At 60.3% G+C, this 19,105-nt stretch carries 20 protein-coding genes; 9 read left to right on the top strand and 11 right to left on the bottom strand.

What is annotated here, in order from left to right; genetic code table 11:
* Window positions 1-62: 62 nt before the first annotated feature.
* Window positions 63-773, bottom strand: coding sequence for a pseudouridine synthase (locus LHAB_RS08095; protein WP_090045268.1), 711 nt, complete (start codon window positions 771-773; stop codon window positions 63-65).
* Between LHAB_RS08095 and yaaA the strand changes: the two genes are divergently transcribed.
* From yaaA to LHAB_RS08125, 6 genes are all read left to right on the top strand, one after another.
* The gene (gene yaaA, locus LHAB_RS08100; protein WP_090045269.1) at window positions 772-1,548 is read left to right on the top strand and encodes a peroxide stress protein YaaA; all 777 of its coding nucleotides are present in this window, start codon (window positions 772-774) and stop codon (window positions 1,546-1,548) included. The two genes, LHAB_RS08095 and yaaA, sit on opposite strands and share 2 nt — an antisense overlap.
* Window positions 1,545-2,402 carry an NADPH-dependent 7-cyano-7-deazaguanine reductase QueF gene (queF, locus tag LHAB_RS08105; protein ID WP_090045270.1) on the top strand — a complete coding sequence of 286 codons (858 nt, stop codon included), beginning with the start codon at window positions 1,545-1,547 and terminating at the stop codon, window positions 2,400-2,402. The genes yaaA and queF overlap by 4 nt, the downstream gene beginning before the upstream one ends.
* Window positions 2,403-2,477: 75 nt before the next feature.
* Window positions 2,478-2,906 carry a putative toxin-antitoxin system toxin component, PIN family gene (locus tag LHAB_RS08110; RefSeq protein ID WP_090045272.1) on the top strand — a complete coding sequence of 143 codons (429 nt, stop codon included), beginning with the start codon at window positions 2,478-2,480 and terminating at the stop codon, window positions 2,904-2,906.
* 1 nt (window position 2,907) lies between these two features.
* Entirely contained in the window at window positions 2,908-3,159 is a 252-nt protein-coding gene (locus LHAB_RS08115) for a YlcI/YnfO family protein (protein ID WP_090045273.1), read from the top strand.
* 42 nt (window positions 3,160-3,201) lie between these two features.
* On the top strand, window positions 3,202-3,636 hold the full coding sequence (locus tag LHAB_RS08120; protein ID WP_090045275.1) for a PACE efflux transporter: 435 nt from the start codon (window positions 3,202-3,204) through the stop codon (window positions 3,634-3,636).
* Between the two features lie 71 nt (window positions 3,637-3,707).
* The gene (locus tag LHAB_RS08125; protein WP_228763386.1) at window positions 3,708-5,780 is read left to right on the top strand and encodes an AAA domain-containing protein; all 2,073 of its coding nucleotides are present in this window, start codon (window positions 3,708-3,710) and stop codon (window positions 5,778-5,780) included.
* A gap of 116 nt (window positions 5,781-5,896) precedes the next feature.
* Here LHAB_RS08125 and LHAB_RS08130 read toward each other — a convergent pair whose 3' ends face one another.
* From LHAB_RS08130 to LHAB_RS08175, 10 genes are all read right to left on the bottom strand, one after another.
* Window positions 5,897-6,949 carry a histone deacetylase family protein gene (locus LHAB_RS08130; RefSeq protein ID WP_090045278.1) on the bottom strand — a complete coding sequence of 351 codons (1,053 nt, stop codon included), beginning with the start codon at window positions 6,947-6,949 and terminating at the stop codon, window positions 5,897-5,899.
* A 6-nt stretch (window positions 6,950-6,955) separates the two neighbouring features.
* Window positions 6,956-7,831, bottom strand: a complete 876-nt coding sequence (locus LHAB_RS08135; protein WP_090047802.1) for a BRO-N domain-containing protein — start codon at window positions 7,829-7,831, stop codon at window positions 6,956-6,958.
* A gap of 67 nt (window positions 7,832-7,898) precedes the next feature.
* Window positions 7,899-8,741 (bottom strand): enoyl-CoA hydratase-related protein, encoded by an 843-nt coding sequence (locus LHAB_RS08140; protein WP_090047804.1) that lies wholly within the window; start codon window positions 8,739-8,741, stop codon window positions 7,899-7,901.
* Window positions 8,707-9,954: a Y-family DNA polymerase gene (locus tag LHAB_RS08145; protein ID WP_228763456.1), complete on the bottom strand. Its 1,248-nt coding sequence runs from the start codon at window positions 9,952-9,954 to the stop codon at window positions 8,707-8,709. The genes LHAB_RS08140 and LHAB_RS08145 overlap by 35 nt, the downstream gene beginning before the upstream one ends.
* A gap of 80 nt (window positions 9,955-10,034) precedes the next feature.
* A complete protein-coding gene (locus LHAB_RS08150) occupies window positions 10,035-11,189 on the bottom strand; it encodes an alpha-hydroxy acid oxidase (RefSeq protein ID WP_090045281.1) in 1,155 nt (384 codons plus the stop codon).
* 153 nt (window positions 11,190-11,342) lie between these two features.
* A complete protein-coding gene (locus LHAB_RS08155; RefSeq protein ID WP_090045283.1) occupies window positions 11,343-12,164 on the bottom strand; it encodes an NAD-dependent epimerase/dehydratase family protein in 822 nt (273 codons plus the stop codon).
* Between the two features lie 14 nt (window positions 12,165-12,178).
* On the bottom strand, window positions 12,179-12,943 hold the full coding sequence (locus LHAB_RS08160; protein WP_090045285.1) for an HpcH/HpaI aldolase family protein: 765 nt from the start codon (window positions 12,941-12,943) through the stop codon (window positions 12,179-12,181).
* Between the two features lie 34 nt (window positions 12,944-12,977).
* Window positions 12,978-13,889 carry a 2-hydroxy-3-oxopropionate reductase gene (locus LHAB_RS08165; RefSeq protein ID WP_090047805.1) on the bottom strand — a complete coding sequence of 304 codons (912 nt, stop codon included), beginning with the start codon at window positions 13,887-13,889 and terminating at the stop codon, window positions 12,978-12,980.
* Window positions 13,890-13,921: 32 nt separating this feature from the next.
* Entirely contained in the window at window positions 13,922-15,256 is a 1,335-nt protein-coding gene (gudD, locus tag LHAB_RS08170; RefSeq protein ID WP_090045286.1) for a glucarate dehydratase, read from the bottom strand.
* Window positions 15,257-15,343: 87 nt separating this feature from the next.
* The gene (locus LHAB_RS08175) at window positions 15,344-16,072 is read right to left on the bottom strand and encodes a FadR/GntR family transcriptional regulator (protein ID WP_090045288.1); all 729 of its coding nucleotides are present in this window, start codon (window positions 16,070-16,072) and stop codon (window positions 15,344-15,346) included.
* Between the two features lie 136 nt (window positions 16,073-16,208).
* Between LHAB_RS08175 and LHAB_RS08180 the strand changes: the two genes are divergently transcribed.
* The 3 genes from LHAB_RS08180 to LHAB_RS08190 all read left to right on the top strand — a co-directional run bounded on the left by LHAB_RS08180 (window position 16,209) and on the right by LHAB_RS08190 (window position 19,095).
* Entirely contained in the window at window positions 16,209-17,192 is a 984-nt protein-coding gene (locus LHAB_RS08180) for a TRAP transporter substrate-binding protein (RefSeq protein ID WP_090045289.1), read from the top strand.
* Window positions 17,193-17,290: 98 nt separating this feature from the next.
* The gene (locus LHAB_RS08185) at window positions 17,291-17,809 is read left to right on the top strand and encodes a TRAP transporter small permease (RefSeq protein WP_090045291.1); all 519 of its coding nucleotides are present in this window, start codon (window positions 17,291-17,293) and stop codon (window positions 17,807-17,809) included.
* Window positions 17,810-17,811: 2 nt separating this feature from the next.
* Entirely contained in the window at window positions 17,812-19,095 is a 1,284-nt protein-coding gene (locus LHAB_RS08190) for a TRAP transporter large permease (protein ID WP_090045293.1), read from the top strand.
* Window positions 19,096-19,105: the final 10 nt, after the last annotated feature.

The raw sequence follows: 19,105 nt of genomic DNA on the forward strand, positions 1-19,105 counted from the left end.
TGCAGGCGCCCACATGGGTGGGGCCCTGCCCAAGAGGGGTCAGAGCGAAGCAAGTTTGGGACTCAATTCGAGGGCTCAGTGAAAAAAACATCCCAAAGCATCCACTCGCTGGGCAAGGGCGATGTCAGGTGCAATGGCTGCCCGGTCACTGGATGGGGCAGCGTCAAGCTTTGCGCATGCAACCACAGCCGCTGCAGTCCCAGCAGATCGGCCACCGCCCGGTTGAGTGGCCCCTTGCCGTGCGTGGCGTCACCGATGATCGGGTGGGCGATGTGCTTCATGTGGCGTCGCAACTGGTGGCGGCGGCCCGTCAGCGGCGCCAAGGCCACTTCGGCGCATCGGGTGCCGGCAAAGTCCTGTTGGGGCAGCGGCAGCTCAAACCGGCGCAAGGTGGCAAAGCGGCTTTGCGCGGGCTGGATTTCTTCGCGCTCTGAGCGCATGTCGTCGGGCATGCGCTTCAAGGGGTGGTCGATCAGCCCTTGCGCTGAAGGCCAGCCGCGCACGATGGCGTGGTAAGTTTTGTGCAGGCCCTCTCCTGTTTCAAAAGCCTGCCCCAAGGTGCGGGCCACCTCGGCGCTCAGGGCAAACACCAGCACGCCGCTGGTGCCTTTGTCCAGCCGATGCACAGGCCAAACGTGTTGGCCGATCTGGTCGCGCAGGGTTTGCAGCACAAAGCGGGTTTCTCCCTTGTCGAGCGGGGTGCGATGCACCAGCCAGCCTGCAGGCTTGTGCACGATGGCGAGATAATCGTCCAGATAAAGGATGTCGAGCATGTTGTTCTTATTGTCTCCCGCCAAGTCGCTGGATTACGAAACCCCTGCAGCAGGCGTACCCCACACGCTGCCGCAGTTTGTGCCGCAGTCACAAGCCCTCATTGAGGTGCTGCGCCAGAAGTCGCCCCAGCAAATCGCCGAATTGATGGACTTGTCGGACGCGCTGTCGGCCCTGAACGTGGCCCGCTATGAAGCTTGGACACCCAAATTCACGGCCAAGAATGCCAAGCAAGCCGTGCTGGCCTTCAATGGCGATGTTTACGAAGGCTTGGACGCCAAGACCCTGTCAGCGCAAGACCTGGATTGGGCGCAAACCCATGTGGGCATTTTGAGTGGCCTGTACGGCGTGCTGCGCCCGCTGGATTGGATGCAGCCCTACCGCCTGGAGATGGGCACCACGCTGCAAACCGACAAGGGCAGCAACCTGTACAAGTTTTGGGGGCCGCAAATTGCCGAGCACCTGAACGCCCAACTGGCCAAGGACAAAACCCCGTTCATCGTCAACCTGGCCTCGCAGGAATACTTCAAGTCGGTGGACCGCAAAACCCTCAAGGCCCGGGTGATCGAATGCGTGTTCGAAGACTTCAAGGGCGGCAAATACAAAATCATCAGCTTCAACGCCAAGCGGGCGCGGGGCCTGATGGCCCGTTACGCCATCCAGAACAGAATCACCCACCCCGAAGGCCTGCTGGGTTTTGACCAGGAAGCCTATGCCTACGACGCCGCTGTCTCTGAACCCGACCGGCTGGTCTTCCGCCGCAAAGTGCAAGCATGAGCAATTTCAACAACTCTCCCGAGCAATCGCAGCTGGGCAAGTCCAGCGCCTATGTGGACCAGTACGACGCCAGCTTGCTGTTCCCCATTCCCCGCGCCACCAAGCGGGCCGAGATCGGCGTCACCGGGCAGCCGGTGTTTTTTGGGGCCGATTTGTGGACCGCGTTTGAGCTGTCCTGGCTCAACACCAAAGGCAAGCCACAGGTGGCGCTGGCGCACATCACCGTGCCGGCTGAGAGCACGCACATTGTGGAGAGCAAGTCCTTCAAGTTGTACCTCAACAGCTTCAACAACACCCGCTTGGAAAGCGCCGACGCCGTGCGCGACATGATCCGCCGCGACATCAGCGCGGCCATCTGGCACGGCGGTGCGGTGCAAGCCAGCGTGGGCGTGAAGCTGTTGCTGCAGGAACACTTTGACGCCGAGCCGGTGCACGAGCTCGACGGCCTGAACCTGGACCGCATGGACATCGAATGCACCCGCTACGAGCCCGCGCCCGACTTGCTCACGGCCAACTCAGACGAGCAGCCCGTGTCCGAAACGCTGGTGAGCCACTTGCTCAAAAGCAATTGCTTGGTTACCGGCCAGCCCGACTGGGGCAGTGTGCAAATCACTTACAGCGGCCCGCAGATCGAGCAAGCGGGTTTGCTGCAATACATCGTGAGTTTTCGCAACCACAACGAGTTCCATGAGCAATGCGTCGAGCGCATCTTCATGGACATCTGGACGCGCTGCCAGCCCACCAAGCTCACGGTGTACGCCCGCTACACAAGGCGCGGCGGGCTGGACATCAACCCCTGGCGTACCAGTGCGCCCGGTGCGCTGCCACCCAATGTGCGCACGGCGCGGCAGTGAACTGGGGACTCATTGACATGGGCACGCATCTCTTTTCTTGAAGCATTGGGTTCTTGGTGATATATTGCCAGCAATATGAACTATGTTCTTGACACCAATGTGCTCGTAGCCGCAGTGCGTAGCCCTGCTGGTGCATCGGCTGAAATTTTGCGACGCGTGCTACTGAGGCAAGTGGGCGCTCTGTGCAGCGTGCCTTTGTTCATGGAATACGAAGCTGTTTTGCTGCGTCCAGAGCATTTGGAAGCAGCGGGTGCACATGCGGATCAAGTGATCAACTTGCTCGATGCCTTGGCTGGCGTGGTGATTCGGGTTGAAATTCAGTATTTGTGGCGCCCGCAATTGCGTGACCCCAACGATGATTTGGTGTTGGAGTTGGCAGTGAATGGCCAAGGACTGGGTGATTCGGTGGCCATCATCACGTCCAATCAAAAAGATTTTTTGCCACAAGCGGGCAAGTTTGGAATCGGTGTCATGACACCGCGGCAATTTTTTCAAGGAGCCTGATATGGGAACTCAAAGCAATTACGCCCTGCGTTTGCCGCTGTCATTGAAGGCGGGGGCAGAGCAACTAGCCCGTGAAGACGGCACCACCTTAAACCAATTTATTGTTAGTGCCGTGGCTGAAAAGCTCTCGGCCATGAAAACCGCCGACTACTTTGCGCAACGTGCTCAACGTGGCGATGTGAACGCAGCGCTGGCGTTCTTGGGCCGTCAAGGTGGGCAAGCGCCAGAGGATGAGGACGTATTGCCTTCTTGATGCCTGCAACGCCTTGCCGTCCTACTCACCACGTTCCCCAAGATGACCCCCACCACCCGACGCGTGCTCCAGGCACTTTTGTACGAGGCCATTGCGATTGCCGTGGTCGGGCCGGTGTTGAGCGTGGCCTTTGACAAGTCGTCCGCTTCCACCTTGGGCCTGGCGGTCGTTTTGTCGAGCATTGCGCTGACGTGGAATTACGCCTTCAACTGGCTCTTTGAACGCTGGGAGTCGCGCCAATCCGTGCGGGGCCGCTCCTGGGTCAGGCGGCTGGCCCACGGGGCCGGTTTTGAAGGCGGGCTGGTGATCATTCTCTTGCCCGTCATGTCGCTGTGGCTGGACATTTCACCCACCGCTGCTTTGGTGGCCAACTTGGGCCTGCTGGCGTTCTTTTTCTTTTATGCCATCGCGTTCACCTGGTGCTTCGACCGGGTCTTCGGATTGCCCGCTTCTGCCCAGGCGAGCGATGTTCCCTGACATCGAAGAGCCGTTCTACCCAGACGTGCAGACCCTGAGCAATTGGTCAGCACTCACCACATTAAGTCCTCGTGCTTTTCCCTGTACCTTTGGCCGACCAAGACCCCACCCCCACCGCCCCAAGCCCTGTTCAAGATGCTGTTCAAAGTGAGTTACGCCATGTGCGCACCCTCATGCAGCTGGAGCAACAGGAAGACCAGGCGCAGTTCAAGCTCAAAAATGCCAGCGCCAGCATCAAAGAGCGCCGTCGGCGTGGCTTGACCTGGTACCCCGTCACCATCACCCAAGAAGACATTGGTTTCGGGGGCAAGGTGGTGCTGGAGCTGGAGCGCCCGGCGCATCGGCAAGACCTGCACTTGTTTCAGGTGGGGGCGGCGGCGGCGCTGTTCAGCAGCGCGCCCGGCTACTCGGGGCCAGACAGGCCTGTGGTGAGCGGCGTGGTCACCCGCGTGCGGCGCAACAAGCTGCTGTTGGCCACCACCAAAGAAGCGCTGCCCGACTGGGTGCTGGACGGCAGCAGCCTCAACGGAAGCACATTAGGCATTGACCTGACCTTTGACGAGGTCAGCTACCGCGAGATGAACCAGGCCCTGAGCGCCGTCATGGCCGCACACGGCAACCGCTTGGCCGAACTGCGCGACGTGCTGCTGGGCGCCAAGGCAGCCCGTTTTCGCGATCCCCAAGCCGACGACCTGTTTTACCCCAGTGCGCTCAACGACTCGCAGCTGGCGGCAGTGCGCCATGTGGTCACGGCGCAAGACGTGGCCATCATCCACGGCCCGCCCGGCACGGGTAAAACCACCACTCTGGTGCATGCCATTTTGGAAACCATTCGGCGTGAGCGGCGCGTGCTGGTGTGCGCCCCCTCGAATACCGCCGTGGACCTGCTGACCGAAAAGCTGGCCGAGCGCGGTGTGAATGTCATCCGCCTGGGCAACCCCAGCCGTGTGTCGGACCTGCTGCTCAAGCACACGTTGGACGCCGGGGTGATGGCCCACGCCAGCTACGCCAAGATGCACGCCATGCGTCAAACCGCTGAACAGCACCGAGAGGCAGCCAGCGAACGCGTGCGCAACTTTGGTTTTGAAGAGCGAGAGCGCCGCCAGTGGCTGCGCGAAGAAGCCCGCACGCTGCGCCAAGCCGCCGACGATTTGGAACGCTTCATGACCGAAGACGTGCTCGAATCGGTGCAAGTCATCACCTGCACGCTGGTGGGCGCCAGCCACCGCGCCATTCGCCACTTGGGCTTTGAGACCGTTTTCATCGACGAAGCCGCCCAGGCCTTGGAGCCGGGTTGCTGGATTCCCATTGCCAAGGGCCAGCGCCTGGTGTTGGCGGGCGACCACCACCAACTGCCACCCACGGTGAAAAGCGAAAAAGCCGCCCGCGAAGGCCTGCGCGAAACCCTGTTTGAAAAGTGCATCCAGCGCCAACCCAACACGGCCCGCATGCTGAAGGTGCAATACCGCATGCACGCGCACATCATGGGCTTCAGCTCCGAGAAGTTTTATGGCGGCCAACTGGTGGCACACCCCAGCGTGCGCCACGCCGACTTGGCCGCTTATGACCCACGCTTTAATTCCCCGCGCTTTGATGACCCGCGCTTTGCACCCGACCTGCCTGTGGAATTCATCGACACAGCGGGCTGCAGCTTTCAAGAACTGGCCATTCCTGAGAGCCGTTCAACCGCCAACCCCGAAGAAGCCCACTTGCTGCTGGACCGCTTGGCGCAGCTACTGGCGCTGGGCGAACCCACCGCACCCGACCAACGCCCACTGACCATTGGCGTCATCGCACCGTACCGCGCCCAAATCAACTATTTGAAAGACGCCATCGAAGACAGCGCCGTGCTGAATGATTTGCTGCTGCAACGCAGGCTGAGTGTGGGCACCGTCGATTCGTTTCAGGGCCAAGAGCGCGACATCATTGCCATCACCTTGACGCGCAGCAACCCCCAAGGCGAGATCGGCTTCCTGACTGACATCCGCCGCATGAACGTGGGCATGACCCGCGCACGGCGCAAGCTGCTGCTGGTGGGCGATTCGTCCACGCTGTGCAGGCATCCGTTTTTTGGGGAGTTGTTGGCGTATGTGAAGGGCGTTGGGGGCTACCGCTCAGCGCATGAGGTGGTCAAACAGATTTAAATTCGTTATGGCCATCGCGGCGAAGAAGCCACGAGAGTTTTTTTGAACGGATTGGTTTGCTCGGTTACGCCACACGGTGACGAGCGCTCAGCACGGTATGACACCGCAAAGGCTGATCAGCGGCCAAGCCCTTCGAGCACATTCACTGTGTTGACGCCCAAATCTGCCGCAGCGTAGCCACCTTCGAGCGTGAGCACTGTCGGCAGGCCCAGCTGCGCGATCGCTCGGCCGATCTGCAAGTAATCGACACTGCGCAACTTGAAGCCCGAGATCGGGTCGCCCTCGAATGTGTCCAGCCCCAGCGGCACCACCAGCGCTTGCGGCGCAAAGTCACTCACCGCCTGCATGGCGGTTTGCAGCGTGGCCCACCAGGCCTCAAACCCGGTGCCGCGTGGCAGCGGCAGGTTCAGGTTGAAGCCCTCGCCAGGCCCCGCACCGCGCTCGTCCGCATGGCCCAAAAAGAAGGGGTATTCGGTGCGCGGATCGCCGTGGATGGACGCGGTGAACACGTCGCTGCGCTCGTAAAAACAAGTTTGCGTGCCGTTGCCATGGTGGTAATCCACATCCAGCACGGCCACGCGCTCCAACCCGCCGTCGCGCAGGGCTTGCGCGGCCACGGCGGCGTTGTTGATGAAGCAATACCCGCCCATGTAATTGGGGCCCGCGTGGTGGCCCGGTGGGCGGGTCAGGGCCATGGCAAAACGCTCGCCACCCAGCACCGCTTGCGCGGCGGCCAGTGCACAGGCTGCACCCTCGCGAGCGGCAGCCCAGCTGCCTGCCATCAGGGGTGTGCCCGAGTCAAACGCGTATTGCCCCAGCCGCGCCGCAAAGTTGAGCGGCGGCGCATCGGTGCGAAAGCCGTGCCGGGCGGCCAGCGGCCATACCGAAGGCAGGGCGTCCACGTTGGCATTGGCCGGGTCTAGTGCCACCCAGTCGCGCCAAGCATGCGCCAAAAAGTCGAGATAGTCGGCGCTGTGCACACGCCGCAAGGCCGCGTCCAACGGCAGGTCGGCTGCAGGCTGAACCAGCGTGCCGACAGGCCGCCGCGCCAGTTCGTCCAGAACGTGCTGCAGGCGCATGGGCACTTCGTGGCAATCGACCAAGCGGCCGCGAAACATTTCTTGACGGCCAGCGTGCTCGGCGTGGCGGGTGTTGTGAAAGATTTTCATGGCGGGTTACTTTGATGTCCTGCCGGTGATTTTTTTGCTAGGGCTTTGACTCAACAGCCGCAACTGCTTGGCGTTTTGAGAGCTGATCACTTTTTTGCCCGTCTCAGCCTCCAGCTTGAGCCGTGCTTGTTTGGCAACCCCGCCACCGCGTTTGGCCACATCTTCGTGGTCGTCCAGCGTCTGGGGCTGGACGGCTTCTGAAATTTCCTTGGTGGACAGCTCGGCCAGCATGCTCATGATCAGCTCTTTGTTGGTCATGTTGTCACGCAGGTTTTCTTTTTTCAGGCCCTTGTGCTGCTTGTATTCCTTGGCTGTTTTGTCGGCCCAGGTTTTGTAAATCACATCGGTCAAAAAAGCGAACTCCGGCCCCTCTTTCAAGCCGTGCTTTTTCCACTCGTCGGTCAACTCTTTGCGAATTTCAATGCTTTTGATACGCTGGTTGATCCAGTTGTCTGAATAGCCTAGGCGCTTGTAGTCGAGCATGGCTTGCTCGATGCTGAGCTCGGGGTCTTGCAGCTGGTCTAGGCGTTGATTCGCCACTTCTGCCAACCACAGTTTGAAGGGCTCGGCTTTTCTGGAAGGGATGGATTGGATGATCCTGAAAACCTGCTGTGTATCCAAAACATCCGTCAGGCGCTGTTTGCCGTCCGGGGCCTCCAGCTTCAACTGGTTAGTGGCACTAACCACTTCACTGCCTTCTTGCTTGAGCTTGTTCTTGAGCCACTTCCAGTAGTTGCGGACTTTGGCGTAATCCGGCTGATCGGTGAGGGTCCCAACGATATCGAGGGCAGAAAACCACCACTTTTCTTCGCCCTCATCCCATGCCGTGCGAATGTGAGCGGAGTCGAAAAATTGCACTTTTACGGGGCGATCATTGGGCATGGGTTTCTCCACCAACATCTAAGTAGATATTTTCGCATTAGGCGTTGGCAAAGCGCTTACCAACGCTTCAACCAAACTCCCGAAACCCCTTGAGCGCTGGCAGCGGCCCAAAGTTCGCCTCGCGTTTTTGCTGCATGGCGCTGATGGCTTCGCGCACATTGGCGTTGCTCCAGATCGCGCCTTGCAGCCAGCCCATGTGGCGCAGGCTGTCTTCGGTGCTGTGGTCGCGGGCGTAGTGCAGCACTTGCTTGGTGCCCCAAATCGCCACGGTTGGTTTGCTGGCAATTTCTTTGGCCGCTTGCAGGGCGGCGGCCACGGTGGCTTCGTGGGTGGGCAGCACCTCGTTGACCAGGCCGTGGGTCAGGGCTTTGTCGGCGCTGAGGCGCCTGCCGGTGTAGGCCAGTTCTTTCACCAGCGCCATGGGCAGAAGTTTGGGCAGGCGCTGCAGCGTGCCCACGTCGGCCACCATGCCGATGTTGATTTCCTGGATGCAAAAGAACGCATCGGCCGAGGCGTAGCGCATGCAGCAGGCGGTGACCATGTCCACCGCGCCGCCAATGCAGCCGCCGTGGATGGCGGCAATGACCGGAATGCGCAGCTCTTCAAGCAGGGTGAAGGTGTGCTGCATGTCGGTCAGCAGGTCATAGACGGCCGAGCGGCCTTCGGCGCTGCTGTCGTCCATCTGGATGGCGCTGCCAAAAGTCTGCAGGTCCATGCCCGCGCTGAAGTGTTTGCCCGTGCTGGAGATCACCAGCGCCCGGGCGGTGCCTGCTTTGTGGATGTCGGTCAGCACCTCGTGCAGCTCGCGCCAGAAGGTGGGGTGCATGGTGTTCATCGCCTCGGGGCGGTTCATCACCAGATGGGTAACGTGGCCTTCAGTCGTCAAAGAAAAGCAGTTGAGTTTGTCCATGGTCATTCACTTGGGGTGGTGGGTTGGCAATGGCTTCACTGTAAGAGGCACCGGGGGCCGACGCTGTCCCGGCCTTGACCAGTGACCCCACCCGCACGCCCAGCAGCCGCAGGCGGCGCGACAGGTCCACACGTTTCAGGCACTGCCCCGCGATTTGTCGGATTTGTTTGGCGTCTGCCGTGTAACCGGGCAGGCTTTGGTCACGCGTCACGGCCTGGAAGTTGTCATAGCGCAGCTTGATGCCGATGGTCTTGCCCTCATAGCCTTTGCGCTGCAGGTCGGCGGCCACTTGTTCACACAGCCGGGTGAAAACGGCCCCGAGTTCTGCGCGGTCGCGCACGGCGTGCAGGTCGCGCTCAAAGGTGGTTTCACGGCTCATGCTGACGGGCTCGCTCTCGGTTTCCAGCGGGCGATCATCTCGACCCCAGGCGGCTTCGTGCAGCCAGGCGCCGTAGCTTTTGCCAAAGTTTTCAATCAGCCAGTTCGGTTCACGCGCCGCCAAATCGCCAATGGTGTGGATGCCAAAGCCCTTGAGCTTTTCATCGGCTTTGGGACCGACACCGTTGATCTTGCGGCAAGCCAGCGGCCAGATCAGGGTTTGCAGATCGCTCTCGTGCACGATCGAGATGCCGTTCGGCTTATTGAACTCGCTGGCCATTTTGGCGATCAGTTTGTTGGGCGCAACGCCCACTGAGCAGCTCAGGCCGGTGGCTTCAAAAATGCTTTTTTGAATCAGTCGCGCCAGCACCCGCCCGCCTTCGCGCTGGCCCCCGGGCACGTCGGTGAAGTCGATGTAGACCTCGTCAACACCGCGGTCTTGCATGAAGGGGGCGATGTCCAGAATGATGCCCTTGAAGGTGCGCGAAAAGTGCCGGTAGCGCTCAAAGTCCACCGGCAAAAGGATCGCCTGCGGGCAGAGCTTGGCGGCTTTCATCAGCCCCATGGCCGAGCCGATGCCAAACTGCCTGGCCGCATAAGTGGCGGTGGTGATGACGCCGCGCCCGGTGTAGCCCTCAATGCGTGGAAAAAAGTCCACCGGAATGCGGTCCAGCCGTTCGGCAAAGGTGGCTTCGGTCCACTCATCCTCAGGGTAGGCCGCTTGCAGCTTGCTCAGCAGGTCGTCTTCTTTGCGCCGGCCGCCGCCGATGACCACCGGCAAGCCCTTGAGTTGCGGGTAGCGCAGCAACTCGCAGGACGCGTAAAACGCGTCCATGTCGAGGTGGGCGATGCGGCGCACGGGTTGAGCGGTTGGGGCGGTGGTCACCCCCAAAGCATAGCGCTAGCTGTCAGCCATCAGGCAGTTGGGAAGGTGCCTGGCAGCAAGATGTTGGTGCCCACGTTCTGTATGTTGGTGTGGCCGCAAAAGGCCATGGTCACGTCCAGTTCTTTGTGGATGATTTGCAGGGCTTTGGTCACGCCTTCTTCGCCCATCGCGCCCAGGCCATAGACCATGGCGCGGCCGATCATTGTGCCTTTGGCGCCCAGCGCCCAGGCCTTCAAAACGTCCTGGCCCGAGCGGATGCCGCCGTCCATCCAGACTTCGATCTTGTCGCCTACAGCGGCCACGATGGCGGGCAGGGCCTCGATGCTGCTGGGGGCGCCGTCGAGCTGGCGACCGCCGTGGTTGCTCACCACGATGGCGTCCGCCCCGCTGGCCACGGCCAGTTGGGCGTCTTCCACGTCCATGATGCCTTTGAGGATCAGCTTGCCGCCCCATTGCTTTTTGACCCAGGCGATGTCTTCCCAATTCAGGGTCGGGTCAAACTGTTCGTTGGTCCAAGAAGCCAGCGATTTCATATTGGTCACGGCTTTGACGTGGCCGACCAGATTGCCAAAGGTGTGGCGCTTCGTTCCAGCCATCCCTAAGCACCAGCGCGGCTTGGTCATCAGGTTCAGGATGTTGGTCAGTGTCGGGCGGGGGGGCGCGGTCAGGCCGTTTTTCAGGTCTTTGTGGCGCTGGCCGATCACCTGCAAATCGAGGGTGAGCACCATGGCGCTGACGTTGGCGGCCTTGCAGCGGTCGATCATGCGGGCCATGGCTTCGCGGTCGCGCATCATGTACAGCTGAAACCAAAACGGTGCTTGGGTGTGGGCCGCGATGTCTTCAATCGAGCAGATGCTCATGGTCGACAAGGTGAAGGGGATGCCGAATTTTTTGGCGGCCATGGCGGCGTGCATTTCGCCGTCGGCGTGCTGCATGCCTGTGAGGCCCACGGGGGCAATGCACACGGGCATCTTGGTGTCGATGCCGACCATTTGGGTGGCGGTGCTGCGGTTTTCCATATTCACCGCCACGCGTTGGCGCAGTTTGATTTTATGGAAGTCGCTTTCGTTGGCTCGGTAAGTGCCCTCGGTCCAGGAGCCACTGTCGGCATAGTCGTAGAACATGCGCGGCACGCGCTTTTCGGCCAGAACGCGCAGGTCTTCGATGTTGGTGATCACGGGCATGGGTTGTCTCCTGCTGGATGGGACGATTTTTGAAAGTCGCCCATCGTAGCCGCAGGCTTGGGCGAGCGCTGTGAAACTTGAGACAGCCCCTTTGAAATTTCTTGTGGAACTGCCAGGTACGTGCCTCTGAGCTCAGGCTTTGGGGCCGTGGGCTCAGCCGTGGGGCGATGCTTTGACGAACGCGCCGCCTTGGTAAATGGCAGCCGGGTCTTGCTTGTCGATGGTCTGCTGGCGCGCTTCGACAACAGGGCGAAACACGTCAGACGAGTCCAGTGGTCGGTAACCGATGTGTTGGGCGTGGGTGTTGTCCCACCAGGAGGTCTGGTTGTCGGACATGCCGTAAATGATGCTGTGGCCGACGATGGGCGCGGTGAGTGCGGCCACCACCAGGCGCTCCAAGTCGTCAAAGCTCAGCCAGGTGGCCAGCATGCGGCGGTCTTTGGGTTCGGCATACGAGGAGCCGATGCGCAGGCTCACTGTTTCGATGCCCCAACGGTCCCAATACAGCTGGGCCAGATCTTCGCCAAAGGCTTTGGACAAGCCATAAAACCCGTCGGGCTTGGGCTGCATGCGGGTGTTGACGACTTCGTCCTGCCGGTAAAAACCGGTCACATGGTTCGAGCTGGCGAACACGATGCGCTGGACGCCCTTCAGGCGAGCCGCTTCGTACAGGTTGACCATGCCCACAATATTGCCCGCCAAAATGGGTTCCCAAGGCTGTTCGGTCGAGACGCCACCCATGTGCACCACGGCGCTCACGCCGTCTAGCAAGTTCATCATCTGGTCCTTGTCCTCAAGCGATGCGAGTTGCACCTCTTCGCCTAGGCCCGCAGGTTCCAACTCACGGCGGTGGCTCACGCGCAGCACATCGCAATAGGCTTTCAGGCGGGGGCGCAGTTCTTTGCCCAGATTGCCGCCAGCGCCCGTGAGCAAGAGGCGGTGAAATCGGACGGCGGAGGCGGTGGTGTTCAGCATGGCTTGTCCGGTGTTCAGGATTTGAAACGGCCCGCCAAGGCGGTGGCGCTGTCGCGCAGCACGTTTTGGTCGGCGCCCACGGCCACAAACAGGCAGCCTTGCGCGACATAGTGTTTGGCCAGGGCTTCGTCGCCCGTCAAAATGCCAGCGGCTTTGCCACAAGCGCGGATGCGGGCAATGGATTCGTCAATGACTTTCAGAACATCGGGGTGCTTGGGATTGCCCAAGTGGCCAAGCGCCGCCGACAGGTCGCCGGGGCCGATGAACACGCCGTCCACGCCGTCCACGTTGGCAATCGCTTCGATGTTTTGCAGGCCCTCGACGGTTTCCACTTGCAGCAAGACGCAAATTTCCTCGCTGCTGTTCTGCGCGTAGCCCTTCACCCGGCCGTAGTGGCTGGCGCGGGGCGCCCCCGCGTAGCCGCGCACGCCGTGGGGCGGGTAACGGGTGTAGGACACCGCTTGTCGGGCTTCTGCTTCGTTCTGGATGTAGGGCACCAACAGGGTTTGCACGCCCACATCGAGCAAGCGCTTGAAGGTCACCATGTCGTTCCAGGGGGGGCGCACTATTGGCGTGGTCGGGCTGCCCTTCATGGCTTGCAACTGCGCCACGATTTCCGTCAGGTCGTTGGGTGAGTGCTCCATGTCCAGCAGCAGCCAGTCAAAGTTGCAATGCGCCAGGATCTCGGTGCTGATGTTGCTGCACAGATGCGACCACAAGCCAATCTGCTTGTGGCCCGATTGGATCGCGTGTTTGAAATGGTTGATGGGCATGTCCATGGGGTGGGTCTCTTTTCGATGAATGGCGGGATGTTCAGTTGCCTGCGATCTGGAAATTGGCCGCGATCTCCAGCGCGCGCACGATGCCGGAGTGGTCCCAGCCGGCGCCGCCGTTGGCCACGCAGCTGTTCATCAGTTGCTGGGTGCTGGCGGTGTTGGGCAGGCTCAGGCCCATGGCCTTGGCACCTTCCAGTGCCAGGTTCAGGTCTTTTTGGTGCAGCTCGATGCGGAACCCAGGGTTGAAGGTGCGCTTGATCATGCGCTCGCCATGCAGTTCCAAAATGCGGCTAGTAGCGAGGCCCCCCATCAGGGCTTGGCGCACTTTGGCGGGGTCGGCCCCGGCTTTGGCGGCAAAGAGCAAGGCTTCTCCCACGGCCTCGATGTTGAGCGCCACGATGATCTGGTTGGCCACTTTGCAGGTCTGGCCACTGCCGTTGTCACCGATCAGGGTGATGTTCTTGCCCATCAAGGCAAACAGGGGCTGCACTTTGTTGAAGGTGGCCTCGCTGCCGCCCACCATGATGGTCAGGCTGGCCGCTTTGGCCCCCACTTCGCCACCCGACACCGGCGCGTCCAGGTAGTCGCAACCCAGTGCATTGATCTTGGCCGCGAACGCCTTGGTGGCGATGGGCGAGATGGAACTCATGTCCACCACGGTTTTGCCCACCCGGCCGTCAGGCCCGGCGCTCAATGACTTCAAGCCCTTGGCCACACCTTGGTCACCAAACAATACGTCTTCCACATGCGGGGTGTCGGGCACCATGGTGAAGATGATGTCGGCGTGTTGGGCCACTTCGGCCGGGCTGGCGCAGGCTTTGGCGCCTTGTTCGAGCACGGCAGCAGGCACGCCGCTGCGCGAAAAAGCAAAAACTTCGTGGCCGCCTGCCAGCAGGTGTCCGGCCATGGGCACGCCCATGATGCCCAAGCCGATGAATCCCAGTTTCATGGTGTTTCCTTTGGAGTGAATGGCCCGGGTGCTCAGCGCACCATGCAAGGCATCTTGTTGTTGAATTTCCAGCCGGGGATCAGGTACTGCATCGCGATGGCGTCATCGCGTGCGCCCAGGCCGTGTTGTTGGTAGAGCTGGTTCGCTTGCATCACCGCGTCCATGTCCACCTCGATGCCCAAGCCGGGCTTGGCCGGCACATCGATGTAGCCGTCCTTGATTTGGAGTGGGTCTTGGGTGAGGAACTGGCCGTCCTGCCAGATCCAGTGCGTGTCGATGGCGGTGACTTTGCCGGGTGCGGCGGCGGCGCATTGGGTGAACATGGCCAGCGAAATGTCGAAGTGGTTGTTGGAGTGCGAGCCCCAGGTTAAGTCGTACATCTTGCAAAGCTGGGCCACGCGCACCGAGCCTTGCAGTGTCCAGAAATGCGGATCGGCCAGCGGAATGTCCACCGACTGCAGCTGGATGCTGTGGGCCATCTCGCGCCAATCGGTGGCGACCATGTTGGTGGCGGTGAGCAAACCCGTGGCACGGCGGAATTCGGCCATCACCTCGCGGCCCGAGAACACACCTTCTGCGCCGCAAGGGTCTTCGGCATAGGCCATGGTGCTGCGGTGGTCGCGCAAGAGGCGAACGGCGTCTTTGAGCAGCCAACCGCCATTGGGGTCGAGCGTGATGCGCGCTTGGGGAAAGCGCTCGTGCAGGGCCACGATGGCTTCGACTTCTTCTTCGCCGCGCAGCACGCCGCCCTTGAGTTTGAAGTCCTGAAAGCCGTAGCGGGCCTGCGCGGCTTCGGCCATGCGCACCACGGCCTCGGCCGTCATGGCTTTTTCGTGCCGCAGGCGCAACCAATCGTCGGGCTGGTCGGGCTCACTGCGGTAGGGCAGGTCGGTCTGCTGGCGGTCGCCCACATAAAACAGATAGCCCAGCATTTGCACGCGTTGACGCTGCTGGCCGTCGCCCAAGAGGGCACAGACCGGCACGTTCAGGTGCTGGCCCAGCAAATCGAGCAGGGCAGATTCAACCGCCGTGACGGCGTGGATGGTGGTGCGCAGGTCAAAGGTCTGGTTGCCCCGGCCACCACTGTCGCGGTCGGCAAACTGCTGGCGCATGGCGTTGAGCACTTGGTTGTACTGGCCTATCGCTTGGCCTTCGATCAAGGGCCTTGCGTCTTCCAGCGTCTGGCGAATTTTTTCGCCACCGGGCACTTCGCCCAAACCCGTGTGGCCGGCAGAGTCGGTCAGGATGACGATGTTGCGGGTGAAGAACGGTCCGTGCGCACCGCTCAAATTGAGCAGCATGCCGTCGTGTCCCGCCACAGGGATCACCTGCATGCGTGTGACGTGGGGGGTGGTTGCAGAGGTCATGGTGGGCGTCTTTAGTCAATAGACATCGTACAACTTAATCGCGGCTTGCACATTGGGGAAAACGCGGGTGCCAGCGCGTTTTCGGTGTCAGGGGCTGTCGGGGTCGCTTTTGCGCAGCCGCTCTCGGCTGTTGGCCAGATGCGTGCGCATCGCGGCGCGAGCCGCTTCCACATCTTGCTCGGCGATGGCGTTGTAAATGCTCTCGTGCTCTTGATTGACCCGCCTGAGGTAGTTCTGCCGTTCGGGGTCGGAGCTCAGGATGCTGCTGATGCGGGCGCGCGGAATCACGCCTGCGCCCAGTGAGTTCATCAGGTCGATGAAGTGGTGGTTTTGGGTGGCGCGGGCAATTTCCTGGTGGAATTGGTGGTCGGCAGCCACCGCGTCGCGGCCCTCCTCGATGGCGCTGTTGAAGGCGAGCAATGCGGACTGGAGTTCTGCCAGGTTTTCGGGCCCGCGTCGCACGGCGGCCAATGCGGCAGCCTCGGTTTCAACGCTGATACGGAACTCCAGCAGAGCAATGACCTCACGCAGGGTGCCCATGTGCTCTGCGCTGATCCGAAAAGAGGGGTGTTCGCTTTGCTGCAGGACAAAGGTGCCGATGCCGTGCCGTGTGTCGACCCAGCCCGAGGCTTGCAACCGGGAGATGGCCTCGCGCACCACGGTGCGGCTCACGCCGAAGTCTTTCATGATCGCCGCTTCGGTGGGCAGTTTGTCGCCCGCCTTGAGGCGGCCGCTGCGAATTTGGTCGGTCATGGCGTGGACCAGTTGGATGGCCAGGCCGCCGGGTTTTTTCAGAGAAGTGGTCGTTGCATCCATGGGTAATCCCTAGCTGACTGAATGGCAAAGCGGAACGATAATATAGGCTCTATTGTACGACAACTGATGACTTGAAGTGTTTTTCCAGGTTCATAGGTTGGCTTCAATGGCTTTTACCCCCCAACAGGAGACATCAATGAACTTTCGCAGAAACCTGATTTCCTCCACGGCAGCGGCCGTGCTGTCTTTGGCTTTGATCCCCGTGGCCTCGGCGCAAACCGTGCTCAAGGCTTCGGACGTGCACCCGGCTGGCTATCCCAACGTGGTGGCGGTTGAAAACATGGGTAAAAAGCTTGAAGCGGCCACCAATGGCCGCTTCAAGCTGCAAATGTTCCCGGGTGGCGTTCTGGGCTCTGAAAAAGAAGTCGTGGAGCAAACCCAGATTGGTGCGATTCAGATCGCTCGCATTTCATTGGGCATTCTGGGACCCGTAGTGCCCGATGTGAACGTGTTCAACATGCCCTTTGTGTTCCGCGATGAAGCGCACATGCGTGCTGTGATCGACGGACCCGTGGGCAAGGAAATCCTGGACAAGATCACCAGCAGCCCGGCACGCCTGGTGGCATTGGGCTGGATGGACAGCGGCTCGCGCAGCCTCTACACCAAAAAGGAAATCAAATCGCCGGCCGACCTCAAAGGTTTGAAGATCCGAGTGATGGGCAACCCCTTGTTTGTTGACACCATGAATGCCATGGGCGGTAACGGCATCACCATGGGCCACAACGACACTTACAGCGCCTTGCAAACCGGCGTGGTGGATGGGGCAGAGAACAACCCGCCCACCTTGTTCACCGCCAACCACTATTCCACCGGGGTCAAGTTTTACACCCAGACGACCCACCTGATCATTCCTGAAATTTTCGTCATGTCCAAGGTTGCCTGGGACAAGATGAGCAAAGACGATCAGGCCAGCTTGATGAAATTTGCCCGCGAAGCCCAAATGGAGCAACGCGCGCTGTGGGACAAGAGCGTGGCCGAGTACAGCGCCAAGCTGCAAGCCGCAGGCATTCAATTCAAGACGGTGGACAAAAAAGCCTTCTATGACGCCACAGCACCTGTGCGTGCGAAATACGGCAGCCAGTACGCTGAGCTGATCAAGCGCATCGAAGCCGTCAGGTGAGTGTGAACCGGCGGCACAGGAAGTGCTGCCACTTTTAGGGACAGGGCTTGCCCTGTCCCGTTTGTTGGGGCCGACTCAATTTCCCTGGGGCTTGAACCATGTTGCGTTTGTTTGATCGCCTGTATCTGTTGTGCATCTGGACATCGGGCATCTCGATTTTTTTCATGAGCCTCATCATCCCCTGGGGCGTTTTCACCCGCTATGTGCTGGGTACCGGCTCCAGCTGGCCCGAGCCTGTGGCGGTGCTGCTCATGGTCACTTTCACTTTCTTGGGGGCTGCAGCGAGTTACCGGGCGGGGTCACACATTGCCGTGGGCATGCTGACCGATCGTTTGCCAGAGCCGCTGCAAAAAACATGCGCCGCATTGGTGCATTTGTGCATGCTGGGGATTTGTATTTTTGTGATGGTGTGGGGCAGCAAGCTGGCCATCGAAACCATGGGGCAGACCCTGGGCGACTTGCCCTGGTTGGCGGTTGGCTGGACCTACATGCCTTTGCCTTTGGGCGCATTGATGACCTTGATTTTTGTGCTGGAAATTTTGATTTGGGGTCCTGCACACGAACGTGCCGTGGTGGTGTTTGACCACGAAGGACCTGCATCGGCGGAGGCGATCTGACCATGGACGCACTCGTTTTGATTGGCAGTTTTGTCTTGTTGATGCTGGTGGGCATGCCGGTGGCCTACGCCTTGGGCTTGGCGGCCTTGATAGGGGCTATGTGGATTGACCTGCCGCTGGACGCGGTGATGATCCAGATGGCCAGTGGCGTCAACAAATTTTCCTTGTTGGCCATTCCCTGTTTTGTGCTGGCGGGCGCGATCATGGCCGAAGGCGGCATGTCCAGGCGTCTTGTGGCGTTTGCTGGGGTGCTCATCGGTTTTGTGCGCGGCGGCTTGTCGCTGGTCAATATTTTGGCGTCCACGTTCTTTGGGGCGATTTCTGGTTCATCGGTGGCCGACACGGCATCGATTGGCTCGGTTCTGATTCCCGAGATGGAGAAAAATGGCTATCCACGGCCATTTGCCACGGCGGTCACGGTCAGTGGCTCGGTGCAAGCGATCCTGATTCCGCCCAGCCACAATGCGGTCATTTATTCGATGGCCGCTGGCGGCACGGTGTCGGTGGCAGCCTTGTTCATGGCGGGGGTGTTTCCAGGTTTGCTGCTGGGGCTGAGTCTGGCGATTTACTGCCTGTATGTGGCGCGCAAGGAAAACTACCCCAAAGGCCGCGTCATTCCCCTGAAGGAAGCACTCAAGATTTGTGCCGAGGCCATGTGGGGGCTGGCCACCATGGGCATCATCTTGGGCGGTATCTTGAGTGGCGTTTTCACGGCCACAGAATCGGCCTCGATCGCGGTGGTGTGGGCCTTTTTTGTGACCATGTTCATTTACCGTGACTACAAGTGGAAAGACCTGCCCAAACTGATGCACCGCACGGTCAAGACGGTCACGATCGTGATGATCTTGATTGGTTTTGCAGCAAGCTTTGGCTACATCATGACCATGATGCAGATTCCCCTCAAGATCACCACGCTCTTCACGTCGTTGAGCACGGAGGCCTGGGTGATTCTTTTGTGCATCAACATCATGCTGCTGGTGCTGGGCACGCTGATGGACATGGCGCCGCTGATTCTCATCTTGACGCCCATCCTGATGCCTGTCATCAAAAGCATCGGCATCGACCCGGTTCACTTTGGCATGATCATGATGGTCAATCTGGGCATTGGCCTGATCACACCACCTGTTGGAGCGGTGCTGTTTGTGGGCAGTGCGGTGGCCAAACTCAAGATCGAGCAAGTGGTCAAGGCCATGAAGCCCTTCTTTGTGATACTGCTCTTTGTGCTCATTTTGGTGACGTATGTCCCGCAAATCTCGCTGTGGTTACCACGCACCATGGGCCTTTAAATGGCAACCA

It is taken from the genome of Limnohabitans sp. 2KL-27, from assembly GCF_001269345.1.
Taxonomy (GTDB): Bacteria; Pseudomonadota; Gammaproteobacteria; order Burkholderiales; family Burkholderiaceae_C; genus Limnohabitans_A.

Coding starts and splice junctions, on each gene's coding strand:
- yaaA (WP_090045269.1), top strand. CDS start 772: ATGTTGTTCTTATTGTCTCCCGCCAAGTCGCTGGATTACGAAACCCCT.
- LHAB_RS08095 (WP_090045268.1), bottom strand. CDS start 773: ATGCTCGACATCCTTTATCTGGACGATTATCTCGCCATCGTGCACAAG.
- queF (WP_090045270.1), top strand. CDS start 1,545: ATGAGCAATTTCAACAACTCTCCCGAGCAATCGCAGCTGGGCAAGTCC.
- LHAB_RS08110 (WP_090045272.1), top strand. CDS start 2,478: ATGAACTATGTTCTTGACACCAATGTGCTCGTAGCCGCAGTGCGTAGC.
- LHAB_RS08115 (WP_090045273.1), top strand. CDS start 2,908: ATGGGAACTCAAAGCAATTACGCCCTGCGTTTGCCGCTGTCATTGAAG.
- LHAB_RS08120 (WP_090045275.1), top strand. CDS start 3,202: ATGACCCCCACCACCCGACGCGTGCTCCAGGCACTTTTGTACGAGGCC.
- LHAB_RS08130 (WP_090045278.1), bottom strand. CDS start 6,949: ATGAAAATCTTTCACAACACCCGCCACGCCGAGCACGCTGGCCGTCAA.
- LHAB_RS08135 (WP_090047802.1), bottom strand. CDS start 7,831: ATGCCCAATGATCGCCCCGTAAAAGTGCAATTTTTCGACTCCGCTCAC.
- LHAB_RS08140 (WP_090047804.1), bottom strand. CDS start 8,741: ATGGACAAACTCAACTGCTTTTCTTTGACGACTGAAGGCCACGTTACC.
- LHAB_RS08145 (WP_228763456.1), bottom strand. CDS start 9,954: ATGGACGCGTTTTACGCGTCCTGCGAGTTGCTGCGCTACCCGCAACTC.
- LHAB_RS08150 (WP_090045281.1), bottom strand. CDS start 11,189: ATGCCCGTGATCACCAACATCGAAGACCTGCGCGTTCTGGCCGAAAAG.
- LHAB_RS08155 (WP_090045283.1), bottom strand. CDS start 12,164: ATGCTGAACACCACCGCCTCCGCCGTCCGATTTCACCGCCTCTTGCTC.
- LHAB_RS08160 (WP_090045285.1), bottom strand. CDS start 12,943: ATGGACATGCCCATCAACCATTTCAAACACGCGATCCAATCGGGCCAC.
- LHAB_RS08165 (WP_090047805.1), bottom strand. CDS start 13,889: ATGAAACTGGGATTCATCGGCTTGGGCATCATGGGCGTGCCCATGGCC.
- gudD (WP_090045286.1), bottom strand. CDS start 15,256: ATGACCTCTGCAACCACCCCCCACGTCACACGCATGCAGGTGATCCCT.
- LHAB_RS08175 (WP_090045288.1), bottom strand. CDS start 16,072: ATGGATGCAACGACCACTTCTCTGAAAAAACCCGGCGGCCTGGCCATC.
- LHAB_RS08180 (WP_090045289.1), top strand. CDS start 16,209: ATGAACTTTCGCAGAAACCTGATTTCCTCCACGGCAGCGGCCGTGCTG.
- LHAB_RS08185 (WP_090045291.1), top strand. CDS start 17,291: ATGTTGCGTTTGTTTGATCGCCTGTATCTGTTGTGCATCTGGACATCG.
- LHAB_RS08190 (WP_090045293.1), top strand. CDS start 17,812: ATGGACGCACTCGTTTTGATTGGCAGTTTTGTCTTGTTGATGCTGGTG.